Source organism: Streptomyces echinatus, from assembly GCF_014203595.1.
GTDB lineage: Bacteria > Actinomycetota > Actinomycetes > Streptomycetales > Streptomycetaceae > Streptomyces > Streptomyces echinatus.
Genome location: NZ_JACHJK010000014.1, coordinates 258,978 through 274,233 on the forward strand (window position 1 = coordinate 258,978; position 15,256 = coordinate 274,233).

Here is a 15,256-nt window from a genome sequence, read left to right on the forward strand (position 1 = left end):
CCCATGGACGCGACCGACGCGATCCCGGCCGTCCGGCTCGACGGCGTCTCCAAGCAGTTCGCGGACTCCTACGCCGTTCACGATCTCGACCTCGACATCGAGGCCGGCCACTTCTTCTCGCTGCTGGGCCCGTCCGGCTGCGGCAAGACCACCTCGCTGCGCATGATCGGCGGGTTCACCGATCCCACCGAGGGCTCGGTGCTGCTGGCGGGCGAGGACGTGACCGGGCTGCCGCCGAACAAGCGCAACGTCAACACCGTCTTCCAGAGCTACGCCCTCTTCGACCATCTGAGCATCGCCGACAACATCGCCTTCGGTCTCAAGCGCAAGGGCGTGGACCGGGCCGAGACACACAAGCGGGTGGCCGAGATGCTGGACCTGGTCCAGCTCGGCGGCCTCGCCGACCGCATGCCCCGTACCCTCTCCGGCGGCCAGCGCCAGCGCGTCGCCCTGGCCCGCGCGCTCGTCAACCGGCCCGCCGTCCTGCTCCTCGACGAGCCGCTGGCGGCCCTCGACCTGAAGCTGCGCCGGCAGATGCAGGTGGAGCTGAAGCAGATCCAGCGCGAGGTCGGCATCACCTTCGTCTTCGTCACCCACGACCAGGACGAGGCGCTGACCATGTCCGACCGGATCGCCGTGCTGAACGCCGGCCGCGTCGAGCAGTGCGGCACCCCCGAGGACATCTACGAGCACCCGGCGAGCCGCTTCGTGGCGTCCTTCATGGGCACCTCCAACCTGATGACGGGCACCTACCGCGCCGGCGAGGTCGCCCTCGACCAGGGGCCTGCCCTGCCGGTCGGCCGCCGCTCCGGCATCACGGACGGCACCGCCGTCAGCGTCTCCGTGCGCCCCGAGAAGATCTGGCTGTCCGACTTCGAGCAGGACATGCCGGTACTCAGCGGTGTCATCCGCGAGACCGTCTACAGCGGCCCCACGACCACCTACCTGATCGAGATCGCCCCCGGCGTCACGCTGTCGGTGCTGGAACAGAACACGGCCCGGGCACGCATGGAGGACCGCTGGAGCGGCGGCGAGACCGTCGAGTTCGGCTGGCGGCCCGAGCACTGCCTGGTCCTGGCCTGACCGGGCCCGATCGAGAAAGCGAAGCTGATGCATCACGACGTGATCGTGCTCGGTGCCGGACTGGCCGGCCTCGCCGCCGCCCGGGACCTGGCGGCCGCCGGCACCGACGTACTCGTCCTGGAGGCCCGCGACCGCGTCGGCGGCCGGGTCGAGCAGACCCGGACACCCGACGGCCGTACCGTCCAGCTCGGCGGCGAGGTGGTGGGCCGCGGCCACACCGCCTACCTCCGGCTGGCCGGTGAACTGGGCCTGAAGCTGGTCCCGAGCTATGTGGAGGAGCCGGGCAGCATCTCCCGGGCCACCGCGGAGGGGTGCTCGTCCGGAGAGCCCCCGCACTGGTTCGGACCCGGCGACACGGCCCTGCACGAGCGGCTCGGCGCGGAGTTCACGGCCCTGGCCGCCACGGTCGACCCGGACGACCCCTGGTCGCATCCGGACGCGGCCGCCCTGGACCGGCTGTCCGTGGCCGGCTGGCTGCGCTCCCGGCACGCCTCGCCCGCCGTCGTACGGCTGTGGGACATCGGGCAGCTCGCCCTGGCCGGCGGCTCCTACGAACGGATCTCGCTGCTGGCCGCGCTGCGCAAGAGCGCGGCGGTCCCGGGAGCCGGCTCGGGCGACTACGACTACGAGGACTGGGAGGGGCTGCGGCTCGCCGACGGCTCGGCCACCCTCGCCGACGTCCTGGCCCGCGGCCTCGACGGGCGCGTCCGCCTGGGCTCGCCCGTGGCGGCGGTCGGCATCCGGCCCGGCCGCTGCTCCGTGCGCCTGGCCACCGGGGAGGTCCTCACCGCGGCGGCCGTGGTGAGCGCGCTGCCCGTCGGCCCCCTGCGGTCGGTGGCCGTCACCGGTGTCAGCGAGGCCCGGCTCGCCTCCCTGCACCGCCAGCGCCAGGCCGTCGCCGCCAAGTTCGCGGCCGTGTACGAGCGCCCGTTCTGGTGCGCGGCCGGCCTGAACGGCCTGTCGGAGGCCGAGGGGGTGCTCGGCAGCACCTGGCCGCAGGGCGAGGGCGTCCTGTCCGCCCTGATACCGCCCGAGCGCTACGGCGTCCTGCTGGGCACGCCGGCCCACCTGCGCGTGCCGGAACTGCTCGCCGAGACGGCCGGCATGTTCGGCGAGGAGGCCCACCGGCCGCTCGCCTGCCATCTGCGGCTGTGGGGCACCGACCCGTGGACCCAGGGCTACGTCACCCAGTGGCCGCCGGGCGAGGTCATGGCGGTCGGCCCGCTGCACGGCACCCACGAACCCCCGTTCTACGTCTGCGGCTCCGACCAGTGGGTCGCCGGGTACATGGAAGGCGCCGTCCGCACCGGCCGCGCCGCCGCCGAGGAGGCCCTGCGCCGTGGCTGACACCGCCCGCCCGACGACCGTCCTCAACCACATCGGCGGCAAGGACGTGCCGGCCGCCTCCGGAGCCGGCCTGCCCCTGGTCGACCCGGCCACCGGCCGCGTCCACGGCGCGGCACCGCTCTCCGGCGCCGAGGACGTCGACGCCGCCCAGCGGGCCGCCGAGGAGGCGTTCCCCGGCTGGGCGGCCACCACCCCGGCACAGCGCCAGTCCGCGCTGCTGCGGATCGCCGACGCCCTGGAGCGTGACGCCGGCGCCCTGGCGGCCGCGGAGGTCACCGACACGGGGAAACCGCGTGCTCTGTTCCTCGCGGACGAACTGCCCGCGATCGTCGATGTGCTGCGCTACTTCGCCGGGGCCGCCCGGAACCTGCCGGGCGCGGCCGCCGCCGAGTACACGCCGGGCCGCACCTCCGTGCTGCGCCGTGAACCGGTCGGCGTCTGCGCGCAGATCACGCCCTGGAACTACCCGTTGATGATGGCGGTGTGGAAGGTCGCCCCCGCGCTGGCGTCCGGCAACACGGTCGTGCTGAAACCCTCCGACACCACTCCGACCTCGGCCACGCTCCTCGCCCGGACCGCCGCCGCGCATCTGCCGCCGGGCGTGCTCAACGTGGTGTGCGGCGACCGCGACACCGGGCGCCTGCTCGTCGCGCATCCCGGCGTCCGGCTGGTGGCGGTGACCGGCAGCGTCCGTGCCGGGCGGGAGATCGCCGCGGCGGCGGCCGCCGATCTCAAGCGGGTGCACCTGGAACTCGGCGGCAATGCCCCGGTGCTGGTCCACGAGGACGCCGATCTGGACGACGCGGTCGAGCAGTTGGCGCCCCTGGCCTTCTACAACGCGGGCCAGGACTGCACGGCCGCGACCCGGCTGCTGGTGCACCGGCGGATCCACGACGCGTTCGTCACCGCCTTCGCGGACCGGGCCGCCCGGCTGCGGACGGGCTCCCCGGACGCGCCGGACACCGACTTCGGCCCCCTCGCCCACGCGGCCCAACTCGCCGGTGTCCGCGGGGTGCTGGACGCCCTGCCGGACCACGCCGAGGTGGTCACGGGCGGTGCCGCCCTGGACCGTCCCGGCTTCTTCCACCAGCCGACGGTGGTCACCGGGGTACGGCAGGAGGACGAGATCGTGCGCGGCGAGGTCTTCGGTCCGGTCGTCACCGTGCAGCCGTTCACCGACGAGACGGAGGCCCTACGCCTGGCGAACGCCGTTCCCCAGGGGCTCGCGGCGAGTGTCTGGACCCGTGACCACGACCGCGCGATGCGCGCGAGCCGGGCGCTGCACACCGGCATCGTCTGGGTCAACACCCACGGCACCACGGTGTCCGAGATGCCGCACGGGGGTGTACGGCACTCCGGTTACGGCAGCGATCTGTCGCTCACCGGTCTGCTCGACTACACGCAGGTCAAACACGTCATGCTGTGACCGGTCCGGGACCGTCCGGCTCCAGGGTCTATCGTGTCCCCCATGTCTGTGCCGGAACTGATCCGTATCGTCTCCCGCGACTCGCCCATGGCCCTGGCCCAGGTCGAGCGGGTCCGCGCCGAGTTGGCCGTGCTGCACCCGGGTGTGCGGACCGAGGTCGTCCCGGTGAAGACGACCGGTGACAAGTGGATGGGCGATCTGTCCAAGGTCGAGGGCAAGGGGGCGTTCACCAAGGAGGTGGACGCGGCCCTGCTGGCCGGCGAGGCTGATCTGGCGGTGCATTGCGTCAAGGACGTGCCCGCGGACCGGCCGCTGCCCGCCGGGACGGTGTTCGCCGCGTTCCTGAAGCGGGACGACGTCCGGGACGCGCTGGTGCACCCGGGCGGGCTGACCCTGGACGAGCTGCCGGCCGGCACCCGGATCGGCACCTCCTCGGTGCGCCGGGTCGCCCAGCTGGCCGCCACGCACCCGCATCTGGAGTGTGTGCCGTTCCGCGGCAACGCCAACCGCCGGCTGGAGAAGCTGGCCGCGGGCGAGGCGGACGCGCTGCTGCTGGCGGTGGCCGGTCTGGAGCGCATCGGCCGGACCGACGTGATCAGCGAGGTGCTGTCGACGGAGGAGATGATGCCGCCGATCGGCGCGGGCATCCTCGCCCTGCAGTGCCGGGAGGACGACAGGGCGCTGATCGACGCCGTCAGCGGGCTCGGCGACCCGGACACGTATCGCGAGGCGACGGCCGAGCGGATGTTCCTGCATGTGCTGCAGGGACACTGCAACAGCCCGATCGCCGGGTACGCGCGCGTGGACCGCGGCGGGGAACTCTCCCTGCGGGCCTGCGTGTTCACCCCGGACGGCAAGACCCGGCTGAACGCCCACGAGTGGGCGGGCCGGCTCGATCCGGCCACGCTCGGCACCTCGGTCGCCGTGGCGCTGCTCCGTCAGGGCGCGCGGGAGATCATCGACGGCATCCCGCACTGAGCCCGGTGCCGCGGCCGCACTGAGCCCCGGTGGGGCGGCCGCGCTGAGCTGCCACCGGTGATCGGCCGGGCCGCGTACGCCGTGCCGCGCTCGGCCGCGTGCGCTGCTCCCGGGCCGAGTCCGCGGGGTGGGCTCCGGCCCGCCTCAGGCGGTGCCCGGCTCCGTCTGGTCCCTCAGGAAGGCGGAGACCTGGTGGGCGAGGCCGCCCTGTCCGGTGCTCGTGGGGGCCGGGGCCGTGGTGGCCTCCAGGACGCCGATGCCGCCCGCCCACAGCCGGCGGTCGCTCCACTCGTCGTCCACCCGCAGCTGCACCTGCACGTCCACGTGGGTCAGGCTGCCCTCGGGCGCGGCGGCGTAGAGCACGGCGGTGGCCCGGCGCAGCGGGTAGACGTCGAAGCCCTCGATGAACTGGGAGTTGCGCCAGTCGATGAAGGCGCCCTCGCCGTCGGGGCCCACGCGGACGTCGAGCTGACCGTCCTCCAGGTGGATGCCGAGGTGCCGCGCGCCGCGGTTCTCGACGGTCACCCGGACACTGAAATACGTCAGCCCGGCGGCGGCGTCGTCCCGTCCGCGCGGCGGCTCGGCCGCCTCCAGGCGGTGGACGCGGACCCGCAGACCGGCATGCTCCTCGTACTCCTGCCAGTCACCGACCACGTTCGGCTCGTACACAGTGCCCCTCTCGACCTTCGAGAGGTGCTGTCTATCTGTGCGCTCAGCGCACTGTCAAATGAGCGGAATGCGCTGTGGCCAGGGAATTCAAGCGCGTTGATCGGTGATCAAGCGCTGCCCAGGAAGAACTCGTTCGCGGCCCGTCCGGGGCGGGTTCGCGTGCGTGCCGCACATCACGTCCGCGGCAAGATCAGCGGGCCGGTCGGGCGAGCAGCGCGGAGGCCGCGGTGCTGCCGAGCGCGGCGGCCACCGTCAGGACGGCGAAGTCGGCGGCGAGATGCGCGGGCGTGCCGAGCAGGAGACCGCGCAGGGCGTCGACTTGGCAGCTGAGCGGGTTGACCTTGCTGACGGCCCGCAGCCGGCCCGGCATCACCGGGACGGGGTACAGGGCGTCGGAGCCGAAGAACGGCGACACCGAGCAGCCTGAGCGGGTTCCAGGTGAGGGCGACGCCGAGCAGCGCGGCGACGGCGATCACGACGACCGTCTGGACCAGCGACTTCACCCCGGCCGCGAACGCCTTGCCGGTGATCAGGGCCGAGCGCAGGGTGGGTGTGACTCGGGGCGCGCTGACCAGGGCCTGGGCGAGCTCCAGGCGGCGGATCATGCCGCCGGAGCAGGTCTTGGCGAGCCGGTCGGCGGCGTCCGCGAGGCCCACGGCGGCGAGGGCCTGGGTGACGCGCGCGGCGCGCTCGCGCCGCGGCACGTCGAAGACCCGGGCGAACAGGGCGACGTTCTCCCGGCCGGCGAGCCCGCCTCGACCGCGGCCCCGGCGGAACCGGCCGCGGCACCTCCGTCGTGCGCGCTGCCGACGCCACCGGTGCGGCCCCGACATCATCGAGCGCGGCGCCCGCCGTGCCGGGCGGCACGGCGGCCGGACAGCCTGCGCAGGGCCGGCAGGGCCGCGCGCAGCGCCTCCTGGTCGACCTCGTCGAGCCGAGAGAGGTGCCGGCCGACCAGTTCGGTCCGGCGCCGCCGCCAGTCCGCGAGGCGCCGTTCTGCGGCCCCGGTCAGCAGCAGGCGGGCGGCACGGCGGTCCGCCGGGTCGGTCTCCCGGACCAGGTGGCCGTCCCGGGCGAGCCGGTTGACCAGGGCCTGGCCGCGTCCGGGATGCCGATGCCGGGCCGGGACTCGACCAGCCGCAGCAGCTCGACCTCGGCACCGCGCAGCGGTGAGCCCGCCGGGAAGCCCCAGGAGCCCGCTGGATGGCCCATATGTACTTATTTGTTTTGAGATGTCCGACAGAGGGAAAGCGAACCAATGTGCTTCGGACAGGAGGCACGTCCGTGGGAGCCGGCCACGCCGGGCGCCCCGATGTCCCCTCATCGTCCGAGCGCACCACCTCCCACGGTGTCTGTCCACCAGCACCTGCTGAGAGAGGTGCGCGCAATGCCTGTCACCGGCAGCACCAAGCCCCATCCCCATGACGACGCCCCGGACACGGGCGAGTCCTTCGAGCGGCTCGCACGCCTGCCCGACGGTCCCGAGCGCCAGGCGCTCAGGGACGAGCTGGTCAGGCTGTGGCTGCCCATGGCCGAGCGGATCGCCGTACGGTTCCGCGGCCGTGGCGAGGCCCTGGAGGACCTGTACCAGGTGGCCGCGCTGGGCCTCGTCAAGGCGGTCGACCACTACGACCCCGAGCGCGGCCGCGCCTTCGAGGCGTACGCGGTGCCCACCATCACCGGAGAGATCAAGCGCCACTTCCGCGACCACATGTGGACCCTGCACGTGCCCCGACGGGTGCAGGACCTGCGCAACCGGGTCCGCGCCGCGACGAAGGAGCTGGCGCAGACCACGTCGGGCCGGTCGCCCACCGTCGCCGAGATCGCCGCGCACACCCGGCTCACCGAGGACGAGGTGCGCACCGGGATGGAGGCGCTGGAGTGCTTCTCCGCGCTGTCCCTGGACGCCGAGGTGGCCGGCACCGACGGATACGCCCTCGGTGACTCCCTGGGCGGACCGGACCCCGGATACGACCTCGTCGTGGACCGGGCCTCGGTCAAGCCCTGCCTCGCGACCCTGCCCGAGCGTGAGCGCACCATTCTCTACCTGCGGTTCTTCCGCGGTATGACACAGAGCCGGATCGCCGAGCAGCTCGGCATCTCGCAGATGCACGTCTCGCGGCTGCTCAGCGGCTGCTTCGACCGGCTGCGCGAGGAACTGCTCGCGGAGGCACGCGCCCGCTGACCTCACTCCCCCTCGGTCCCGGGTACCTGGGTGGGGCCGTACCGGTCCAGGGCGTCCTCCAGCTCGGCGTGGATGGCGGCCGGTATGTCGCCGCGCCGTCCCCAGATCAGGATCAGCTCCGCGACGTTGCGCAGCTTGATGTTGGTGTGCTGCGAGATGTCCTTGAGGACCTGCCACCCCTGGTCGGGAGTGACCCGGCCGAGGGCCACGACCATCCCGATCGCCTGGTCCACGACGGCGTGTGAGGCCATGGCCTCCTTCAGCTGGCCGACCTCGGCCTCCAGGGCGGTCACCCGGTCCGGCTCGCTCTCTCCCACCCCTCCATCGTGGGCAGCGGGCTGCCCCCCTGCCACCTGGGGTACTCGACAGGCACTCCACCCCCGTCCGGTTGGACACTGGTGTCAGACCGGTGGCCGCCCGGCCCCCGAGAGCAGGACGACTGCCATGAATCACGACATCACCGCCGGCGGACCGCGCAGGAAGGACGTCATGTCCACCCACGCCGTCTTCGGCGCGCCGTGCTGGGTGAGCCTCACCAGCCGGGATCTCCAGGCCACCCAGGACTTCTACTCGGCCGTCCTGGGCTGGCGCTGGCGCGGGGCCAAGCTCGGCGAGCACTTCCGGATCGCCCTGGCGAACGGGGTCCCGGTGGCCGGGATCGCGGCCGTCGCCTCCATGTGGCAGATGGCGGTGGCCTGGACGCCGTACTTCGCGGTGCCCGACGCGGACGTGGCCGTGGCCCGGGTGCGGGAGCGCGGCGGCACGTCGGCGGTCGGGCCGCTGTCGTTCCCGCCCGGCCGGGCGGCACTGCTGGCCGACCGGGACGGTGCCACCTTCGGGATCTGGCAGGGGGAACTGGTCACCAACTGGGAGGCGTGGCGGCAGGCGGCACCCACCTTCATAAGGCTGCACACCCGGGACGCCTTCGACGCCGCGATCTTCTACGCCGAGGTCCTGGACTGGGCGACCGGGCAACCGGGCTGCTGCGAGGTCGAGTACGACGGCGACGAGGTGGTGCTGCGCAGCATGGGTGACGCGGTGGCGCGCATCGACTCGGGCGCGGTGGAGGCCGCCCCGGACCCGGAAGTGCGCCCGCACTGGCAGGTGCACTTCACGGTGACCGACGTGCCGGGCTGCACCCGCGCGGCCGAGAAGCACGGCGGCAGCGTGCTGCGCGAGGGCGAGACCGAGTCGATCCTGCGGGATGCCGACGGTGCTCAGTTCACGGTGACGGCCCGCGGCACCCTCTGAGCCCGCCGCTTCCGGGTTCCCTTCGCGCGGCCCGCCCGCGCGGACCCGGTCGGGGAGTCGCGCGACGGACGTGACAGCAGGACCAGGCTGCGGGCCTCCACCCGGAGCTTCGTACCGGCCTTGCGTTCGCGTTCGTCGGGGATCCCGTCGGAGTCGGCGGTGTCGATCAGCGTGGTCCAGCGCTCGCCGAAGGAGTCGTCGGGCAGGCGGAAGTCGACCGGCTCCCAGTAGCCGTTGACGAGCAGCAGGAAGGAGTCGTCGACCATGCGGCCGCCGTGCGGGTCGCGTTCGGCGATGGCGTCGCCGTTGAGGAACGCGCCGACCGAGTGCGCGTCGGCGCGCTGCCAGTCCCGGGCGGTCATCTCGCGGGCGTCGGGCCGCAGCCACATCAGGTCGGGCAGCGGCTGCGCGGCGTTGGTCGCGGTCTCACCGCGGAAGAAGCGGCGGCGGCGCAGCACCGGGTGCGCGGCGCGCAGGGCGATCAGGCGCCGGGTGAACTCCACGAGGGGCCGCTGCTCCTCCACCGGTCCCCAGTCGATCCAGGAGATCTCGTTGTCCTGGCAGTAGGCGTTGTTGTTGCCCCCCTGGCTGCGGCCGAGTTCGTCACCGTGGCACAGCATGGGGATGCCCTGCGAGAGCAGCAGCGTGGCGAGCAGGTTGCGCTGCTGGCGGGCGCGCAGTTCGAGGACGGCCGGATCGTCGGTGTCGCCCTCCGCCCCGCAGTTCCAGGACCGGTTGTGGCTCTCGCCGTCCCGGTTGTCCTCGCCGTTGGCCTCGTTGTGCTTGTCGTTGTACGACACCAGGTCGCGCAGCGTGAACCCGTCGTGCGCGGTGACGAAGTTGACGCTCGCGCGCGGCCGGCGCCGGCTGTGCTGGTAGATGTCGGAGGAGCCGGTCAGCCGGGAGGCGAACTCGCCGAGCGAACCCGGCTCGGCCCGCCAGAAGTCCCGTACCGCGTCCCGGTACTTGCCGTTCCACTCCGACCACAGCGGCGGGAAGTTGCCGACCTGGTAGCCGCCCTCCCCCACGTCCCACGGCTCGGCGATCAGCTTGACCCGGCTGATCACCGGGTCCTGCTGGATCAGGTCGAAGAACGCCGAGAGCCGGTCCACCTCGTGGAACTGCCGGGCCAGCGTGGCCGCGAGGTCGAAACGGAAGCCGTCGACGTGCATCTCGGTCACCCAGTACCGCAGCGAGTCCATGATCAGCTGAAGCACGTAGGGGTGCCGCATCAGCAGGCTGTTGCCGGTGCCGGTGGTGTCGTAGTAGTGCCCCCAGTCCCCGTCGACCAGACGGTAGTAGGAGGCGTTGTCGATGCCCCGGAAGGACAGCGTGGGCCCCATCTCGTTGCCCTCGGCGGTGTGGTTGTAGACCACGTCGAGGATGACTTCGAGGCCGGCCGCGTGCAGCGCCTTCACCATGTCCTTGAACTCGTTGACCTGCTGGCCGCCGGTGCCGAAGGCGGCGTAGGCGTTGTGCGGGGCGAAGAAGCCGATGGTGTTGTAGCCCCAGTAGTTGGCCAGGCCCCGGTCCTGGAGGACACCGTCCTGCACGAACTGGTGCACCGGCATCAGCTCCACCGCGGTGACGCCGAGCGAGGTGAGGTGCTCGAGCACGGCGGGGTGCGCGAGGCCGGCGTACGTGCCGCGCAGCCGCGCGGGGACGTCGGGGTGGGTACGGGTGAGGCCGCGGACGTGGGCCTCGTAGATCACCGACTCCGCGTACGGTGTCCGCGGCGGGCGGTCGTCGCCCCAGTCGAAGAACGGGTCGGTGACCACGCCCAGCATGGAGTGGCCGGCGCTGTCGGCCGGGGCGGGCCCCTCGGGGGCGCGCTCGTACAGGGAGGCGTGGTTGTCGATCTGGCCGTCCACGGCACGGGCGTACGGGTCGAGCAGCAGTTTCGCCGGGTTGCAGCGGTGGCCGAGCGCGGGCTGCCAGGGGCCGTGCACCCGGTAGCCGTAGCGTTGGCCGGGGCCGATGCCGGGCAGGTAGGCGTGCCACACGAACCCGTCGACCTCGTGCAGCCGGACGGGGGTGCCGGTGCCGGCGTCGTCGACCAGGATCAGCTCGACGCGCTCGGCGACCTCGCTGAACAGCGCGAAGTTGGTGCCCTGTCCGTCGAACGCGGCCCCCAACGGGTAGGGGTGCCCGCTCCAGGCGGGCACCCCTTTGCGGGACGTGCGGGCGGTCACCGGCTGCCCTCCAGGGCGTCGTCCCCGGCGGGCGCCGGCGCGGCCAGCGCGGCCACGCGCTCGATCCGGGGCACCTGGAGCCCCGTGCGCAGCGTCGGACCGGGGGTGACGGGCACCAGGGGGACGCGCTCGCCGGAGCGGGCGCGCTGCGAGAACCAGATGATCTTGCTGCCGGTGTCCGAGGCACAGCAGCCCCAGCCGTCGCTCATGGCCGCGATGTCCGCCAGACAGGACCGCAGGTCCTGGTCCGGGCGCAGATCCGGGTCGTCGTCGCCGAAGGCCGTGATGAGGTGCTGGCCGTTCCACCACATCTCGATCGAGGTGTGCTTGTCGTTCGCGTGCGCGTCGATCGCCCGCAGCAGCAGTTCGGCGCCGCGGCAGACGGGGTCCACGAGGTTCTCGAGGTCCCAGTAGTGGAGATGGGCGGCCAGGATGCGGCTGACCTGTCCCACCCGTTCCGGGCTGACTTCCACGTCGAGGTGGTAGTAGCAGGGCACTGCGGTCTTCATCGTCGCTTGCTCCTCACCGGCGAAGCTCTCGCTCCCCTCGCCCCGACCGGGAGGGATCCCGGACACACAGCGTGAGCGTTGTTCGCTTCAGAGTCATCTCCACGGTGCAGGCACTACGCCATTCGTGCAACACGAACACCCGACACCCGTAATCGTTGAAGCTCCAACAAGACGCTGCGTCGTCGCGCGTGCACCATAAGTGAAAGCCTCGATCGCCGTAACGGTGCCGTGCCTCTCCGTGCGCGGATACCACCCGACCGTCGGGAACGCGCCCAGTCGAGAGCGTGGAAGGTGAAGAGGGCCATGCTGCTACCCGCCAAGGCCGAAGTGGCCCGGCAGTTGCGGCGTTACCGGGCGTGGGAGCGCGTGATGCTCGCCTCGCCGCACGACCGCACGGTCCGGGCCACCTTCGAGGACTCGGGGTACACCCTGTGCGTGCTGATGGGCAAGCGCTCCGCCCGCGAGGCCGCGGACGCAGCCGAGCGCTATCTCCGCACGAATCTGGTCACCTACCTGCGCGAGCAGGACGGACGGCCGCAGCCTCGTCGGGCGGCCAGAAGAGGGCCGCCGTCGGAGCGGCGTTCCACGGCGCCAAGCCCCTGACCTGGCACCGTACAAGGCGTTCCACTCGGTACGGCACACGCCGGCCCGACTATCGGATCGCGAAGCCGGGCCGGGTGCCCGGCTTCGCGCACGGCGGAGGTGAGATACATGCGCAGGACCCCGGCCATCGGCCGTGTCCCGGTACGTGACGTCCGGCCGGCCGTGGAGTGCGGCAGGCGCCCGGCGAAAGCGGTGGTCGGGGAGACCTTCGAGGTCACCGCCACCGTGTTCCGCGAAGGGCACGACGCCGTGGGCGCGAATGTGGTCCTGCGTGATCCGAAGGGCCGGCGCGGCCCCTGGACACCGATGCGGGAGCTGTCCCCGGGGAGCGACCGCTGGGGTGCGGAGATCACCGCGGACTCGACCGGACTCTGGACCTTCCGGGTGGAGGCGTGGAGCGATCCGCTGGCGACGTGGCGGCACATCGCGTCCGTGAAGGTGCCGGCCGGGATCGACACCGGCCTGGTCCTGGAGGAGGGCGCCGCGCTGTACGAGCGGGCCGCCGCCGGAGTGCCGAAGGGCCCGGAGCGCGGTCTCGTACTGGCCGCGGCAGAGGCCCTCGGCGACGAGTCCCGGTCGGTGCACCACCGTCTGCAGGCGGCCCTGTCCCCGGAGGTGGAGGGGCTGCTGGCCCGGTATCCGCTGCGGGAGCTGGTGACCGCCTCGGACGCGATGCCGCTGCTGGTGGAGCGCGAACGGGCCCTGTACGGCTCCTGGTACGAGTTCTTCCCCCGCTCCGAAGGCACCGCCGAGCGGCCGCACGGCACCTTCCGCACCGCCGCCCGCCGGCTGGAGCCGATCGCCGAGATGGGCTTCGACGTCGTCTACCTCCCCCCGATCCACCCGATCGGCACCACCTTCCGCAAGGGCCGCAACAACACCCTCACCGCCGGCCCCGACGACGTCGGCGTGCCCTGGGCCATCGGCGGCCCGGAGGGCGGCCACGACGCCGTCCACCCCGCCCTCGGCACGATCGAGGACTTCGACTTCTTCGTCGCCGAGGCGAACAGGCTGGGCCTGGAGATCGCGCTGGACTTCGCGCTGCAGTGCTCCCCGGACCACCCCTGGGTGCAGAAGCATCCGGAGTGGTTCCACCACCGCCCCGACGGCACGATCGCCTACGCGGAGAACCCGCCGAAGAAGTACCAGGACATCTATCCCATCGCCTTCGACGCCGACATGGACGGCCTGGTCACCGAGACCGTGCGCGTCTTGCGGCACTGGATGGGCCACGGGGTGCGGATCTTCCGGGTCGACAACCCGCACACCAAGCCGGTGGTGTTCTGGGAACGGGTCATCGCCGAGGTCAACCGCAGGGACCCGGACGTGATCTTCCTGGCCGAGGCGTTCACCCGCCCGGCGATGATGCACACCCTCGCGCAGACCGGGTTCCAGCAGTCGTACACGTACTTCACCTGGCGCAACACCAAGCAGGAGCTCACGGAGTACCTGACCGAGCTGTCGGGGGAGGCGGCGGCCTGGATGCGGCCGAACTTCTTCGCCAACACCCCCGACATCCTGCACGCCTACCTCCAGAACGGCGGACGCCCCGCCTTCGAGGTCCGCGCCGTCCTCGCCGCCACCCTCTCCCCCTCCTGGGGCGTCTACTCCGGCTACGAACTGTGCGAGAACACCCCGCTCCGCCAGGGCGGCGAGGAGTACCTCGACTCGGAGAAGTACCAGCTCAAACCCCGCGACTGGGCAGCCGCCGCACGCGAGGGCCGCACCATCGCGCCCCTCCTCACCCGGCTCAACACCATCCGCCGAGAGCACCCCGCGCTACAGCGTCTACGAAATCTCCGCTTCCATCAGACCGACAACGATGCCGTGCTCGCCTACAGCAAGAGCACGGACACGGACACGGTCATCGTGGTCGTCAACCTCGACCCGCACCACACCCAGGAGGCCACGGTCTCGTTGGACATGCCGCAACTCGGCCTGGACTGGCACGCCGCCCTGTCGTTGCACGACGGACTGACGGGCGAGACGTACCACTGGGGCAGGACCAACTACGTGCGACTCACACCCGGCCGGACGCCGGCGCACGTGCTCCACACCGGGCGATCGACGCCCCAGATCGGAGGGCCCGCAGCCTCATGACCGTCAACGACCCTGTTCCGGACACCTTCGAGGACACTCCCGCCAAGGACCGGGACCCGGATTGGTTCAAACGCGCCGTCTTCTACGAGGTGCTGGTCCGCTCCTTCCAGGACAGCAACGGCGACGGCGTCGGCGACCTGAAGGGCCTGACCGAAAAACTCGACTATCTGCAGTGGCTCGGCGTGGACTGTCTGTGGCTGCCACCGTTCTTCAAGTCCCCCCTGAGGGACGGCGGTTACGACGTGTCCGACTACGCGGCCGTCCTCCCGGAGTTCGGTGACCTCGCCGACTTCGTGGAGTTCGTGGACGCCGCCCACCAGCGCGGCATGCGCGTCATCATCGACTTCGTCATGAACCACACCAGCGACCAGCACCCGTGGTTCCAGGAGTCCCGCAGAAACCCCGAAGGCCCCTACGGCGACTACTACATGTGGGCCGACGACGACAAGCAGTACCAGGACGCCCGCATCATCTTCGTCGACACCGAGGTCTCCAACTGGACCTTCGACCCGGTGCGCGGCCAGTACTACTTCCACCGCTTCTTCTCGCACCAGCCGGATCTGAACTACGAGAACCCGGCCGTCCAGGAGGAGATCCTGGCCGCCCTGCGGTTCTGGCTGGACCTGGGCATCGACGGGTTCCGGCTGGACGCGGTGCCGTACCTCTACGCGGAGGAGGGCACCAACTGCGAGAACCTGCCGGCGACCCACGCGTTCCTGCGGCGGGTCCGCCGCGAGATCGACGCGATGTACCCGGACACCGTGCTGCTGGCGGAGGCGAACCAGTGGCCCGAGGACGTCGTCGACTACTTCGGCGATTACTCCACCGGTGGCGACGAGTGCCACATGGCGTTCCACTTCCCCGTCATGCCGCGGATCTTCATGGCCGTACGGCGGGAATCCCGCTACCCGGT

At 72.0% G+C, this 15,256-nt stretch carries 13 protein-coding genes and 2 pseudogenes; 9 read left to right on the plus strand and 6 right to left on the minus strand.

What is annotated here, in order from left to right; genetic code table 11:
* Nucleotides 1-3 precede the first annotated feature (3 nt).
* From FHS34_RS32620 to hemC, 4 genes are read left to right on the plus strand one after another with little or no spacing between them, the layout of a single operon-like run.
* The gene (locus FHS34_RS32620; protein WP_184972180.1) at nt 4-1,083 is read left to right on the plus strand and encodes an ABC transporter ATP-binding protein; all 1,080 of its coding nucleotides are present in this window, start codon (nt 4-6) and stop codon (nt 1,081-1,083) included.
* Nucleotides 1,084-1,110: 27 nt separating this feature from the next.
* Nucleotides 1,111-2,430, plus strand: coding sequence for a flavin monoamine oxidase family protein (locus FHS34_RS32625; protein WP_184972183.1), 1,320 nt, complete (start codon nt 1,111-1,113; stop codon nt 2,428-2,430).
* Complete coding sequence (locus FHS34_RS32630) at nt 2,423-3,856, plus strand: aminobutyraldehyde dehydrogenase (protein ID WP_184972185.1); 1,434 nt, start codon at nt 2,423-2,425, stop codon at nt 3,854-3,856. Before FHS34_RS32625 ends, FHS34_RS32630 begins: the two co-directional genes overlap by 8 nt.
* A 42-nt stretch (nt 3,857-3,898) precedes the next feature.
* Nucleotides 3,899-4,834: a hydroxymethylbilane synthase gene (hemC, locus tag FHS34_RS32635; RefSeq protein WP_184972187.1), complete on the plus strand. Its 936-nt coding sequence runs from the start codon at nt 3,899-3,901 to the stop codon at nt 4,832-4,834.
* A gap of 144 nt (nt 4,835-4,978) precedes the next feature.
* Here hemC and FHS34_RS32640 read toward each other — a convergent pair whose 3' ends face one another.
* The 3 genes and pseudogenes from FHS34_RS32640 to FHS34_RS32650 all read right to left on the minus strand — a co-directional run.
* Nucleotides 4,979-5,503, minus strand: coding sequence for a hypothetical protein (locus FHS34_RS32640; RefSeq protein WP_184972189.1), 525 nt, complete (start codon nt 5,501-5,503; stop codon nt 4,979-4,981).
* A gap of 190 nt (nt 5,504-5,693) precedes the next feature.
* Nucleotides 5,694-6,060: pseudogene (locus FHS34_RS32645) on the minus strand (ABC transporter permease); the annotation flags it as partial.
* A gap of 275 nt (nt 6,061-6,335) precedes the next feature.
* Nucleotides 6,336-6,670, minus strand: a pseudogene (locus FHS34_RS32650) (winged helix DNA-binding protein); the annotation flags it as partial.
* A gap of 220 nt (nt 6,671-6,890) precedes the next feature.
* Here FHS34_RS32650 and FHS34_RS32655 point away from each other — a divergent pair.
* Complete coding sequence (locus FHS34_RS32655; protein WP_184972191.1) at nt 6,891-7,688, plus strand: RNA polymerase sigma factor SigF; 798 nt, start codon at nt 6,891-6,893, stop codon at nt 7,686-7,688.
* A gap of 2 nt (nt 7,689-7,690) precedes the next feature.
* On the opposite strand, the gene FHS34_RS32660 is transcribed toward FHS34_RS32655, so the two are convergent.
* Nucleotides 7,691-8,005, minus strand: coding sequence for an ANTAR domain-containing protein (locus FHS34_RS32660; protein ID WP_184972193.1), 315 nt, complete (start codon nt 8,003-8,005; stop codon nt 7,691-7,693).
* A 127-nt stretch (nt 8,006-8,132) separates the two neighbouring features.
* Here FHS34_RS32660 and FHS34_RS32665 point away from each other — a divergent pair, with 127 nt between their 5' ends.
* Nucleotides 8,133-8,939 (plus strand): VOC family protein, encoded by an 807-nt coding sequence (locus FHS34_RS32665; RefSeq protein WP_184972195.1) that lies wholly within the window; start codon nt 8,133-8,135, stop codon nt 8,937-8,939.
* On the opposite strand, the gene glgX is transcribed toward FHS34_RS32665, so the two are convergent.
* Complete coding sequence (gene glgX / locus FHS34_RS32670; RefSeq protein WP_225817664.1) at nt 8,906-11,131, minus strand: glycogen debranching protein GlgX; 2,226 nt, start codon at nt 11,129-11,131, stop codon at nt 8,906-8,908. The genes FHS34_RS32665 and glgX overlap by 34 nt on opposite strands.
* Nucleotides 11,128-11,640 carry a pep a2 gene (locus FHS34_RS32675; RefSeq protein WP_184972198.1) on the minus strand — a complete coding sequence of 171 codons (513 nt, stop codon included), beginning with the start codon at nt 11,638-11,640 and terminating at the stop codon, nt 11,128-11,130. The genes glgX and FHS34_RS32675 overlap by 4 nt, the downstream gene beginning before the upstream one ends.
* Before the next feature lie 303 nt (nt 11,641-11,943).
* Here FHS34_RS32675 and FHS34_RS32680 point away from each other — a divergent pair, with 303 nt between their 5' ends.
* The 3 genes from FHS34_RS32680 to FHS34_RS32690 all read left to right on the plus strand — a co-directional run.
* Complete coding sequence (locus tag FHS34_RS32680) at nt 11,944-12,243, plus strand: DUF5133 domain-containing protein (RefSeq protein ID WP_184972200.1); 300 nt, start codon at nt 11,944-11,946, stop codon at nt 12,241-12,243.
* A 108-nt stretch (nt 12,244-12,351) separates the two neighbouring features.
* Nucleotides 12,352-14,343: an alpha-1,4-glucan--maltose-1-phosphate maltosyltransferase gene (locus tag FHS34_RS32685; RefSeq protein ID WP_184972202.1), complete on the plus strand. Its 1,992-nt coding sequence runs from the start codon at nt 12,352-12,354 to the stop codon at nt 14,341-14,343.
* A partial coding sequence (locus tag FHS34_RS32690; protein WP_245002473.1) for an alpha-amylase family glycosyl hydrolase occupies nt 14,340-15,256 on the plus strand: 917 nt, incomplete at its 3' end. The genes FHS34_RS32685 and FHS34_RS32690, both read left to right, overlap by 4 nt.

What these genes read in the sequence shown, in the direction of transcription:
- FHS34_RS32680 (WP_184972200.1), top strand. Translation starts at nt 11,944, where the DNA reads ATGCTGCTACCCGCCAAGGCCGAAGTGGCCCGGCAGTTGCGGCGTTAC.
- FHS34_RS32620 (WP_184972180.1), top strand. Translation starts at nt 4, where the DNA reads ATGGACGCGACCGACGCGATCCCGGCCGTCCGGCTCGACGGCGTCTCC.
- FHS34_RS32655 (WP_184972191.1), top strand. Translation starts at nt 6,891, where the DNA reads ATGCCTGTCACCGGCAGCACCAAGCCCCATCCCCATGACGACGCCCCG.
- hemC (WP_184972187.1), top strand. Translation starts at nt 3,899, where the DNA reads ATGTCTGTGCCGGAACTGATCCGTATCGTCTCCCGCGACTCGCCCATG.
- FHS34_RS32625 (WP_184972183.1), top strand. Translation starts at nt 1,111, where the DNA reads ATGCATCACGACGTGATCGTGCTCGGTGCCGGACTGGCCGGCCTCGCC.
- FHS34_RS32665 (WP_184972195.1), top strand. Translation starts at nt 8,133, where the DNA reads ATGAATCACGACATCACCGCCGGCGGACCGCGCAGGAAGGACGTCATG.
- FHS34_RS32675 (WP_184972198.1), bottom strand. Translation starts at nt 11,640, where the DNA reads ATGAAGACCGCAGTGCCCTGCTACTACCACCTCGACGTGGAAGTCAGC.
- FHS34_RS32685 (WP_184972202.1), top strand. Translation starts at nt 12,352, where the DNA reads ATGCGCAGGACCCCGGCCATCGGCCGTGTCCCGGTACGTGACGTCCGG.